General features: G+C 38.5%; 12 protein-coding genes. 3 read left to right on the top strand and 9 right to left on the bottom strand.

Annotated features, from left to right (window positions below; all coding sequences use genetic code 11):
- Window positions 1-14: 14 nt before the first annotated feature.
- The 4 genes from LLF28_08500 to LLF28_08515 are packed head-to-tail and all read right to left on the bottom strand — an operon-like array spanning window position 15 to window position 4,030.
- Complete coding sequence (locus tag LLF28_08500) at window positions 15-2,477, bottom strand: heavy metal translocating P-type ATPase (GenBank protein ID MCE5195468.1); 2,463 nt, start codon at window positions 2,475-2,477, stop codon at window positions 15-17.
- Between the two features lie 4 nt (window positions 2,478-2,481).
- Complete coding sequence (moeB, locus tag LLF28_08505; GenBank protein MCE5195469.1) at window positions 2,482-3,285, bottom strand: molybdopterin-synthase adenylyltransferase MoeB; 804 nt, start codon at window positions 3,283-3,285, stop codon at window positions 2,482-2,484.
- A 28-nt stretch (window positions 3,286-3,313) separates the two neighbouring features.
- Window positions 3,314-3,598 carry a hypothetical protein gene (locus tag LLF28_08510; GenBank protein MCE5195470.1) on the bottom strand — a complete coding sequence of 95 codons (285 nt, stop codon included), beginning with the start codon at window positions 3,596-3,598 and terminating at the stop codon, window positions 3,314-3,316.
- Between the two features lie 9 nt (window positions 3,599-3,607).
- The gene (locus LLF28_08515; protein ID MCE5195471.1) at window positions 3,608-4,030 is read right to left on the bottom strand and encodes a hypothetical protein; all 423 of its coding nucleotides are present in this window, start codon (window positions 4,028-4,030) and stop codon (window positions 3,608-3,610) included.
- Window positions 4,031-4,180: 150 nt separating this feature from the next.
- Between LLF28_08515 and LLF28_08520 the strand changes: the two genes are divergently transcribed.
- Genes LLF28_08520 through LLF28_08530 form a run of 3 tightly spaced genes read left to right on the top strand, consistent with a single transcriptional unit; the run spans window position 4,181 to window position 5,429 of the window.
- On the top strand, window positions 4,181-4,588 hold the full coding sequence (locus LLF28_08520; GenBank protein MCE5195472.1) for a metalloregulator ArsR/SmtB family transcription factor: 408 nt from the start codon (window positions 4,181-4,183) through the stop codon (window positions 4,586-4,588).
- Window positions 4,572-5,240 (top strand): 4Fe-4S binding protein, encoded by a 669-nt coding sequence (locus LLF28_08525; GenBank protein ID MCE5195473.1) that lies wholly within the window; start codon window positions 4,572-4,574, stop codon window positions 5,238-5,240. The genes LLF28_08520 and LLF28_08525 overlap by 17 nt, the downstream gene beginning before the upstream one ends.
- 21 nt (window positions 5,241-5,261) lie before the next feature.
- Window positions 5,262-5,429, top strand: a complete 168-nt coding sequence (locus LLF28_08530) for a hypothetical protein (protein ID MCE5195474.1) — start codon at window positions 5,262-5,264, stop codon at window positions 5,427-5,429.
- A 43-nt stretch (window positions 5,430-5,472) separates the two neighbouring features.
- Here the strand turns inward: LLF28_08530 and LLF28_08535 are convergent, their stop codons facing one another.
- The 5 genes from LLF28_08535 to LLF28_08555 all read right to left on the bottom strand — a co-directional run bounded on the left by LLF28_08535 (window position 5,473) and on the right by LLF28_08555 (window position 11,374).
- Window positions 5,473-6,798 carry a glutamine synthetase family protein gene (locus tag LLF28_08535; GenBank protein ID MCE5195475.1) on the bottom strand — a complete coding sequence of 442 codons (1,326 nt, stop codon included), beginning with the start codon at window positions 6,796-6,798 and terminating at the stop codon, window positions 5,473-5,475.
- Window positions 6,798-7,139 carry a P-II family nitrogen regulator gene (locus LLF28_08540; protein MCE5195476.1) on the bottom strand — a complete coding sequence of 114 codons (342 nt, stop codon included), beginning with the start codon at window positions 7,137-7,139 and terminating at the stop codon, window positions 6,798-6,800. The genes LLF28_08535 and LLF28_08540 overlap by 1 nt, the downstream gene beginning before the upstream one ends.
- Complete coding sequence (locus LLF28_08545) at window positions 7,126-8,118, bottom strand: NrpR regulatory domain-containing protein (protein ID MCE5195477.1); 993 nt, start codon at window positions 8,116-8,118, stop codon at window positions 7,126-7,128. The genes LLF28_08540 and LLF28_08545 overlap by 14 nt, the downstream gene beginning before the upstream one ends.
- Before the next feature lie 199 nt (window positions 8,119-8,317).
- Window positions 8,318-9,913: an FMN-binding glutamate synthase family protein gene (locus LLF28_08550; GenBank protein MCE5195478.1), complete on the bottom strand. Its 1,596-nt coding sequence runs from the start codon at window positions 9,911-9,913 to the stop codon at window positions 8,318-8,320.
- A 195-nt stretch (window positions 9,914-10,108) separates the two neighbouring features.
- On the bottom strand, window positions 10,109-11,374 hold the full coding sequence (locus tag LLF28_08555; protein MCE5195479.1) for a helix-turn-helix domain-containing protein: 1,266 nt from the start codon (window positions 11,372-11,374) through the stop codon (window positions 10,109-10,111).
- Window positions 11,375-11,524: the final 150 nt, after the last annotated feature.

The raw sequence follows: 11,524 nt of genomic DNA on the forward strand, positions 1-11,524 counted from the left end.
CTAATAAAATATCATTAAAGCCTTATTCTTCGCAATCTCAGGGCATTTGTCACTACTGATACTGAACTGAAACTCATTGCTAATGCTGCAAGCATTGGATTTAATAAAATTCCAAAGAATGGGAAAAGCACGCCAGCTGCAACAGGAATAAGAATTATGTTATAAGCAAAAGCCCAGAAAAGATTTTGCTTTATATTTCTTATTGTTGCCTTGGAAAGCGCAATTGCGGTCACAACTCCCTTAAGACTACCTTTTATCAGTGTAATGTCTGATGCTTCCATAGCAATGTCAGTCCCAGTGCCAATCGCAATTCCTACATCTGCTTGTGCAAGAGCAGGCGCATCATTAATGCCGTCTCCAACCATTGCAACAACCTTCCCTTCATTTTGAAGTTTCTTAATTTCCTCTGCCTTATCTTCAGGAAGCACTTGCGCAAGCACTCTGTCGATTCCTGCAATACGAGCAATAGCATCTGCTGTTATCCTATTATCTCCTGTAAGCATTGCAACTTCTATTCCGAGTTTGTGCAATGATTTTACAATTTCTTTGGATTCGGGTTTAATTGTATCTGCAACTCCAATTATCCCATGAACAATTTTGTCTACAACAACAAACACCATGGTCTTGCCATCAGAGGCAAGAGTTTCAGCTTTTTGCTTCAAGCCATTGAATTTAATTCTCTCATTTTCCAACATTGCAGCATTCCCCAGAATAACACTTTTGCTTTTTACATCTGCTTTTATGCCTTGACCAGGCACTGCCTGAAATTGGGAAGGTGTCTCTGGAGAAATACCATCAATTTCACGGGCTTTTTTGATTATTGCCTCGCCGAGTGGATGCTCGGAATTTTTCTCAGCAGACGCAGCATAAAAAAGAATATCTTTTTTTGTAACTGAACCAGACGTGATTATATCGGTTACTGATGGTTCGCCTTTTGTAAGTGTTCCGGTTTTATCGAATACAACCATATTGATTTTATGAGCAGTCTCCAGAGATTCACCTCCTCGTATAAGTATCCCATTTTCAGCGCCCTTCCCTGTCCCGACCATTATTGATGTTGGAGTTGCGAGACCAAGCGCACAAGGACACGCAATTATCAGAACAGCAATTAGATTGAGAAGCGCATATGTTAATGAAGGTTCTGGACCGAATAAAAACCATACAAGAAATGTTATGAGTGCAATTATCATTACAACAGGAACAAATACGGATGCAATTTTGTCTGCCATTCTTGCAATAGGAGGTTTTGAACCTTGAGCTTCCTGAACCATATTAATTATCCGACTCAACACCGTATCTCTCCCGACTCTTGTTGCCTCAAATCTAAAGGAGCCTGTCTTGTTTATCGTTGCGCCTATAGCGGAATCTCCAGTCTTTTTCTCAACAGGAATAGATTCTCCTGTTAACATTGATTCATCGACTGACGAATATCCGTCTTTTATTATTCCATCTACAGGAATTCTCTCGCCCGGACGGACTATAATTATATCTCCTATTTCAACTTCTTCTATAGGAATGTCTTTCTCAACACCATTTTTTAGTACTCTTGCAGTTTTTGCCTGAAGCCCCATTAATTTCTTAATAGCTTCTGAAGTTCTTCCCTTTGCCCTTGCCTCGAACATCCTGCCTAAAAGAATGAGTACGATTATCGCGGCGGCTGTATCAAAATATACTTCTGCGGAATAGCCTTTTATCTCGAATAAGGAAGGATAAAAAGCTGCAAAAACACTATATATATATGCAGCTGATGTACCCACTGCAATAAGCGTGTTCATATTAGTAGTTCTATGTTTTGCAGCGCTTATTGCGCCTTTATAAAACTGCCACCCAATCCAGAATTGAACAGGTGTTTCAAGGATAAGCTGGATAATAAAATTAATCTTTTTAGGCAATGAAAAAATTTTAATGCCAAGCATGTCCCAATATGCAAGTATGATTACAGGAATTGCAAGAACTGCACCTATTAGAACCTTCATCTTCAGATTCTGATAATGGGCTTCTCTCTCATGTTTTTCTTTTTCAACAATATCCTCGCCCTTGTCAACTGTCAAAACGTCGTAGCCTGCATCTTTTACAGCCTGCCTGAGTTCTCTAAGACCAATCTGAGAGGGAACATATTCTACTGTTGCTCTTTCGGTTGCAAGATTTACTGATATAGATACAACACCTTCCAGAGAACTTAATGCATCCTGTACTCGCTTAACACAAGCAGCGCAACTCATTCCTTTTATAGGAATCGTCTGTTTCGCGATAACAACGCTGTAGCCAAGGTCTTTTATTTTTTTTACAAAATCGCTAATAGATACACTAAGCGGATTATATAAAACAGTTGCCTTTTCAGCGGTAAAATTAACGCTGGCTTTGTTCACACCTTTCATACTGGATAGATTCGCTTCTATGCTTGCTGCACAAGCTGTACAGGACATCCCTGTAATTGGTAGATCGATCCTTTTTATCTCTTTATCTTCTTTATTCATGATTTTATTCAGGTGTCTCAGCTAATTTTTTTATTCTCGGATTATCACTGCATACATGGCAGTCTGGATTTTTCGGAATATGAATCTTTCTGAAATTTGTTTTTAGCGCATCATAAATTAAAAGCTCGTTTTTTAAAACACTGCCGATATTCAATATAAGTTTTAAAACCTCTGCTGCCTGAAGCGAGCCGATAACACCAGGTAACACACCCAGCAAACCCGTATCCGGGCTTGACGGAACAACTCCCTCGGCAGGAATGTCTTCAAAAAGACATCTGTAGCAATGTCCTTTTTTCGGAATGATCGTTGTAACATGCCCTTCGAATTTCAATACTGCGCCGCTCACAAGCGGTTTATTTAAAATAACACACGCATCATTGATAAGATATCGGGAAGGGAAATTGTCACTGCAATCAACAATAACGTCATAATCCCTGATTAATGTCATGATATTTTTTTGAGTGACTCTTTCTCCATATGTTATGAAATTCACATCGGGATTCAGTGCATTGAATGTTTTTTTTGCAGATTCTGTTTTCGAGGTTCCAAGCGTATTCACACTATGGGCAATCTGCCTTTGTAGATTGCTTAATTCAACATTATCATTGTCAGCCATCCCTATTGTTCCTATTCCGGCTGCTGTCAGATAAAAACCCAATGGAGAACCCAAGCCGCCGGCACCAACAACAAAAACTTTTGCGCTTAAAAGTTTTTTCTGGCCTTCAATTCCAACTTCAGCAAGCTTTATATGTTTGTCGTATCTTTGCAGTTGTTCTTCGGTAAGCTCGATCATTTTATCCTTGTACATGATAATTTTTGCTTTTTGAATTTATATGCTAGATTGGGATCATAATATCAAAGTTTGTTAACTTATTAGCAATTTCCTCTGTCGACATCTGTTTAAATTTATTAGAAGGATTATTCGAGATAATATCCACATTCATCATCTTTAGTGTTTCGATTCCAATCTTGGTCTCTTCTGTTATCGCAAGTTGCCGGTCAACAATAAAAACTGTGACCGAATCTTCAGCTAAAGTAAGACCGATAGCAGTCTTAATAGCAACCGTCTGTCTGTCTCTGGCAATTACTGCAATTTTTTTTGTAATGTTCTTTTTGTCCATATAATTAATCTAAGTTTCTTTAATCACTGTCTTAAGCTTGAATTTTTCATCAGCATATTTATCTTTCTTTTTTATCAAAAGCCATTCCTTAATTTTATCTTTAAATCTTGTCAGTACAAAAACACCGTTTAACTTACTGCCTTTAAGATATATCTCAAGTTTACCACTTTTCATATCGCCGCTGAAAATTTGATATGCTCCCTTGTCCCATATCAGCACAGTTCCAGCTCCATACATGCCTTCAGGGATACTGCCCTCGAAAGTGCCGTAGTCGAGCGCATGGTCTTCAACCATTATTGCAAGCCTTTTTTCTGAAGGATTCATCGAAGGACCTTTGGGTATTGCCCATGATTTAAGGACTCCGTCCATTTCGAGCCTGAAATCAAAATGCAGATGACTTGCATGATGTTCATGAACTACAAATTTAGGCATTAAACTCCTTTATGGCTCGCCATTTTTAAAAGTTATCATTAATCAGATTTATTGTCAAAGCTTTTATATTAAAAATAATTACGCTATTAACCTTAAACTTGTAAAAATATTCTTGACAAAAAATCTAAAATCATATAACAATATAGTTATATGAAAAAAACTGTAACATTATATAAGCTTTTGGGGGATGAAACAAGGCTGAGAGTTTTGACGCTCCTTACTAGAAAAGAACTCTGCGTATGCCAACTAGTGGGAGTTCTCGGCACATCGCAGCCTTTAATATCCAGAAACCTATCGCTTCTAAGAAATGCAGGGTTTTTAGACGAACGCAGAGAAGGCAAAATGATTATTTATTCTATGAAGAAAAAACCTTCTGAAATAATTTTTGAGATATTAAAGATAACAAAAAAACACCTTAATAAAAACAGAACTTTTATAAATGACTTGGGATTACTCAGAGAATGCACTGAGTATAATAAAAAAACAGGCAAATGCAGTATGAAAGAATTTCTTGAATACATGAAGAAGAAGCGGAGAAAAAATGCTCGAAAAACATAGCAAAAAAAGAACAAAATTACAGTCGCTCACATGGGTAGGACTGCCTCTTATTGTAATCGGAGGATGGTTTTATCCCATATTGGGATATTTCCTTATAGGATGCATGATAGGTGGAATTGGAATAGCCTTTTACAAAGGCAGAGCTTGGTGCGACTGGATGTGTCCAAGAGGAAGCTTCTATGATCTTTTGATAAAAAAAACGAGCAGAGGGACTAAAATCCCGAAATTTTTAAAAGACATGCGTCTAAGAATAGCTGTTCTTGTTACATTAATAACAGTTCTTGGAGCGCAAATATACTCTGCATATCCTGACATAAAAGAGATGGGACTTGCTATGGTAAAGGTATTGTCAATAACAACGATAATAGGGATTACCATCGGAATATTTTACCATCAGCGCGCATGGTGCTATATATGCCCCGTAGGAACAATAAGCAACAGCGTCTCTGATGGGAAAAACCTGCTGAACGTGAAATCATCGTGCATCGACTGCAAGATCTGCTCAAAAGTATGTCCTATGCAGATCAAACCATATAAATATAAAAACCAAGGCATCATGGAAAATAACGACTGCATAAAATGTTCTACTTGTGTTGCTGCATGCCCAAAGAGATCTCTTGAGTTTAGAGACGAGATCAAGAAAGCAGCATAAGTTTAATACAAGGAGATAACAATGCGAAAAAACTATGTCTGTCTGGAATGCGGCTATCAGCTTGAACTAGATAGTGACACAGAAATCAACACAAATGAAGGGCAAAAAGAAAAGCTCTGCCCCTCATGCCAGAGTTCAAAAATACTGAAGATGGAGATTCAAAATCCTTTTAATTGCAGCGGTGGATGAACACCTTTTGTCTAAAAAGGCCGGTCAGGTCTTTATGAAAAGGCTATATATCAAGATATTTTTCGACTTCCCATTCCGTAACCTGCATTTTAAATTCATTCCATTCCTCTTTCTTTGTGTGGATATATCTCCGATAAAGATGCTCTCCAAGAACTGTCTGCATTAATTTATTTTTCTCGAGTTCAGTAATAGCCTCGTAAAGCGAAGACGGAAGCGTCTCGATATTTTTTGACGCAAGCTTATCCTCGTCAAACTGGTATAGATCTTCTTCAATAGGTTCCTGCAACGAAAGATTTTTTTCTATACCATCAAGTCCTGCCGCCAGCATTACAGCAAACGCCAGATAAGGATTACAAGCAGGATCAGGACACCTCAGTTCGATGCGGGCTGAGTTTGGTTTATCTTCAAACCAGTGAGGAACTCTCATAAGCGCAGACCTGTTGATCCTTGCCCATGAAATATAAACCGGAGCTTCAAAACCCGTAACAAGCCTTTTATACGAATTGATAGTTGAACAAAGTATTCCAACCATGCCTTTTACGTTTTGAAGTTGGCCTGCAATAAAATTATATGCGGCTTTTGATAATCCGTATTTGTCGCTTTTATCATAAAATGAATTTTGTTTTGTCTTTATATTAAAAAGACTCTGGTGAACATGCATTCCTGACCCAGCAATACCCATCACAGGCTTTGGCATGAATGACGCTCTTAATCCATGTTTTTGCGCTATGGCTTTTACTGTTACTCTGAGCGTAAGCAGTCTGTCAGCTGTTGTAAGAGCCTCCCCGTATTTAAAATCAACTTCATGCTGGCCAGGCGCCACTTCATGGTGCGATGCTTCAACATCTATTCCGAATTTCTCAAGAGTTGTTGTTATCTCTCTTCTTATTGTGTGCGCTTCATCGGTTCCAAGATCGAAATATCCGCTGTTATCAATTGGAGAAAGTTTATCAGCAATGTTTCTAAAAAGAAAAAACTCAAGCTCAGGACCAACATTATATTCAAATCCCATATCCGCTGCTTTCTTCAGCGCTTTTTTTAAAATAAATCTAGGGTCTCCTTCAAAAGGACTTCCATCAGGGCTATAGATATCACATATCAACCTTGCTGTATTTCCGTCTTTTGAATCTAGCCATGGGATTATTGAATATGTCGATGGGTCTGGCTTGAGATAAAGATCACTCTCATGAATTCTGGCAAATCCTTCTATGGATGAACCGTCAAACCATGCGCCATATTTCATTATGTCAGGAAGGCTCTGAACAGGAGCAGTAATTTCCTTGAGACAGCCGAGTATATCCGTAAACTGGAGATTGATAAAGGTTACATTATCAGCCTTTGCCTTTTCTACAACTCGTTTTGTTTCCATCAATTTATTGCCTCCTCTCCTCTTTGTCCTGTTCTTATTCTTACTGCATCCTCAATACTGTTTACAAAAATTTTCCCATCGCCTATCTTGCCTGTTTTTGCTGTAGTCTCTATTGCCCTGATTATCTCATCAACAGCATTATCTTGCGCAACTATTTCTATTTTTATTTTGGGGATAAAATCTACGATATATTCTGTCCCTCTATAAAGCTCTGTATGGCCTTTCTGTCTTCCAAATCCTTTTACTTCGGTTATAGTCATTCCCTGAACACCCACTTTATTGAGCGCATCTTTTACTTCATCTAACTTAAAAGGTTTGATTATTGTCTCAATCTTTTTCATGCATCCCCCTTAAATCATTGAAACTGCTAAGTTTTGTATATGAATAAAGCGTTGACATGGCTGTATTGGTTGTAGGTATTCCTGATTCTTCAATTGCAGCAATAGGATTAAGTCCTCCGACTATCACAATGCCAACCTTATCAATACCAACGGGAACTTCAAGAAGAGGAGTGTTAGGTTCCCCTATAATAAGAATCCCTCCTATGCCGTTATCAAACATTTTTTTAGCCATCGCCTTTGCCTGCTCAATACACACAACAGGTATCTCCCTAAAACTTGCAAGAATTCTCCCTGTTTTATCCTGAACAGCTCCAAGCACATCAGTCATTTTACTTCTTATAAATATCTCCAGTGGATCAAGTGATGATCCTTCATAGCTTATCAGTGAAATAAACCTTGTAGGTCTGCCGTCGATTATTTCTATCACACCGCCAAATTTTGATGTGACGGGGATCCCAGCCTTGAGAAATATACCATTGGTAGTAACACTGCATACAGTGCCTAACCCAACGCTGCCTTCAGGTATAAGCACATCGCCTATCCATTCGCCGCCATGCGCAAGAATGATCTTATCGCTCATGACATAAGGCGATTTAAATATAGGCTTTAAAATCTCAAGGGCATCTTTGAGTTTTTCCTCTTGAAAAGTGGATATGTTAAGAATGACATCCCCTTTAAAAGTTTTAATATCAAGTGTAGTTAAATATGAAAGGGTTTCGATCTTACTTATAACAAAACCTACTTTATCTGATACATGTGCGTTGCCAAGCTCTTCCCTGCCTTTAGGAGTTATTTTCCTGCCTTCTTTTCCGAATACTTCTGTGTGGCCTTTTTCATCTAAAAATTTAAGATGATAGCGAACTGTTCTCTCGGTGAGATTAATCCCGTAGAATTTTAGTTCACGAGATATTTCCCGCGAGCCGACAATATCTGGATGCTTATCAAGAACTCTGAGAATTGATATAAGTGTCTTATTCATAAGTTCAATTTCAAATCAGGGATGCCGCAGACAAGACAATAAAATCATAGATTATGCTTGCTGTTTGTCCCAAAATTTCTCCTAAACTAACAATATTTTTGTGGTCAAAATCATCCTCAGTCGAATATACATTTAAGGGGGACGATTCTGCTAAAAATCATACCCCTCAAATATATTTACATAAACTATAGCGCAAAAATTATTTCGAGCCTAGTATTTTTAGCGCCTCTTTTCTGTACGAATCCATAATATACGGTATCCCTGTTATTTTTTCACATTCTTCTGTGAGAGACATAAGATCGTTTCTTGTGATAGATTCAATGTTGAAGCATCTGGTTCCTGCCATAATCTGCTGGAGGCCGACTTTAATTTTCTGGGAGTAGCTGTATATGCCTACAGCGCCTAATGGTATTTTCTTGATCTCGGAATTTCCGACAATATTTTTAACATCTTCATAATTAACGAATATCTCTTCAATAGTTGAACCAAATTCGCTCACTGTTTTTGGCAGATCATTTTCTTTTATCCATTTATCGATGTTTTTGCCGACCATGCCAGGAATCATCAATGCACGGCCCATGCAGACAGCCTTGGTAAACGGAGATCCCAATGACAAGGCCTTGAATACGCCGTCTTCGCTGCTGAATCCTCCTGCGAATGCTATGTCAGGCACGCGCTGTTTCTTCTTCTGAAGTATGCTGCAGAATTCCGCTGCTGCTGAATGCAGATAAAGAGAAGGCATTCCCCACTCTTCCATCATTCTCCATGGGCTCATTCCTGTGCCGCCCGGAGCTCCGTCAATTGTGAGCAGATCAATCTTCGCATTTGAACTCCATTTGATCGCCATAGCTAACTCGCGCAGTCCATATGCTCCTGTTTTTAGAGTTACTCTTTTGAAACCAAGCTTTCTAAGTCTGTTAACTTCTGCGTAAAAGCCTTTCTCATCGATAAATCCGAGTCTGCTGTGGCGTTCGAATTCCTTGATCGCCCCGTCCCTGAAAGCTGCCTGCACAACAGGATCGGATGGATCAGGAGTTACGATATATCCGCGCCTCTGCAGTTCCAAAGCACGTTCAATCGTAGGAACTTTTATCTCTCCCCCGATGCATTTTGCTCCCTGACCCCATTTGAGTTCGATTGTCTCTATGCCGTGCTTGTCGATTATGTATTCGGCGACGCCGAGCCTTGTGTCTTCAACATTCATCTGGACGAGTATCTCGCCGTACCCCTGATGATAGCGTCGGTATTCCTCTATCCTTCTATCCATGTCAGGAGATTTTACTATCTTGTTCTTGCTGTTAAGTTCAAGCTTTGGATCTATACCGCATACATTCTCGCCGCATACAATGGTTACGCCTGAGATTGCTGCGCCTACAGCAAAGTGTTCCCAGTTCTTTCTGGCTATTTCTGTTGAACCGAGCGCACCCGTAAATATTGGCATCTTCATTTTTACTTTTTTTGTCCAGCCGTATTCCGTCTCTGTATTAACATCAGGAAATCTGGCTGTATCAGAATCGCCTTTAGTCCCTTTAGGAAGGCCTTTTGCGCCAAGGGCATAACCATGTATGTTCAGATGAGAATAATCAACAGGATAATCTTTGTCTCCGCCTGCTGTCACTTCGCCAAATGGACCGGGATAGATAACCTCTCTGCCTCTGAATGTCGCCTTGAAAACTTCACAATTTCCGCGGCATCCGTCAATACAGCGTGTGCATATTCCGCTCATTGGCGCTACGTTTCTTGAGCGGTTGCTTGTTCTTGTTGCGTCATTACTATTAGGCCGTTGTAAATTCATCCTCTTTCTCCTTTATTGTTTTTCTTTGCAACATCTCCTAAAATCAAAAGCTTAAATTAATTTCTCTCAATTTCACCTCCCTATTTTAGTATTAATAACAATACTTTTAAAATAATTAAGTATTGATTAAGCCTATGGACAAAAAAATTTTGGATTTTCTCTTATGAAAATCCAAAATTGATAACTATCTCCATATCAAAAACACACTACCAGCAATTCGGCTTCTTTATCATTAATGTTAGTCCATTGCTCAGGCAGAAAATCCTTCAGATGAATCGAATCACCCTGTCTGAGCTCTTTTTCAACAGAACCGACTTTTACTGAAACATTCCCGCTTAGTATATGAATCAGTTCATCTTTCTTGAAATTAAGAAAATGTTTTTCAAAACTGGCGCCAGGCTTTATTACAGTAATATATGCCGAAGTATTTTCGCCCGACATAATTTTAAAGATGGAATATCCTGATTCATTTTCCTCGAGATTTTCCCTTACAAATCCTCTGCTGAGAAACCATTCTGCTTCACTTTTTTCTCTGGTATCCTGAAACATCTCTATTGGACTTCTGCCTAGAGCAGATGAAATCTGCAGGAATGAATTTAAAGAAGGACTTACCTGGTTATTCTCGACCTGTGAAATAAAACTCGTTGTGAGTCCGATTTTAGCAGCTAGTTCCTTCTGAGACATCCCCAGCCTTGCTCTCATGCCTTTTATTCTGGAACCAATATCAATTGAAGTCTCTTTTTTAGATTCAGTAATCAAAATTTCATCATTGTTAATCTCAAAATTATGAGTTTTAAAAGCTTCTCTATTCTTTCGTTCAGCAAGCTTTAAGGCCTTGATAAAAAGGCTGTCTCTTCTCTTATAAAGATCAAAAACAACCTGAGTAATATGCCGAAGGTTAGCCTTAAATATCTTGCTGTGCGCCTCCTTTTCCAATATCCAGTATGCAACTGTTTCAAGATCGTATAACCGCGGGCACATATAAGTAAAAAATTTATATGTGTTATTTTCATCGCCCCATAAATCCTGCATGCCGGTAAGACTGTCGAAAACATACCTCACCCCTGAAGGAAGGCTGTCTTCAATCGAATTAAGCACTTGGGTAAATTCATTTATATTCTTGGGATTTTCTATTCTTACAATATTAATCTTGTTTTTGTTTTGTGCATAGAATCTGAGAAAGGTATTGTCATTTTGCCCTTTGCCTGATGTGAAACAGTCTACAAGCACAAAAAGATCGGAATCCGCAAAACTGTTTATTTCATTGATAATACTGTGAGGGGATCTGTTGAAACTTATGTAAATTATTTTTTGTGAATCGTTGAATGACTGTTTGACAAAGTTATGAATGAATTTTTCATAAGAGGTGCCTGCATCAACTTCCCATACAACATTGTCTCCGATGTAAAATGAATCCACAAGCTCGTCGAGACTTTTTATGCCGGATGAAATCTTGTGCATGGTAATCGGTTACCTTTCGTCATTCACTTTATACAATCCGATTTTTCTTTGTCAAGGAATTTAAATTAAGAATCTTTATCATAAAAATCATAAAAATATTATGGGTTTAATAACAAAGTTGACAAAAATCATAAATAAAGTCTATTATAT

The sequence above is a fragment of the Nitrospiraceae bacterium genome (genome assembly GCA_021373015.1).
GTDB lineage: Bacteria > Nitrospirota > Thermodesulfovibrionia > Thermodesulfovibrionales > UBA1546 > JAJFTJ01.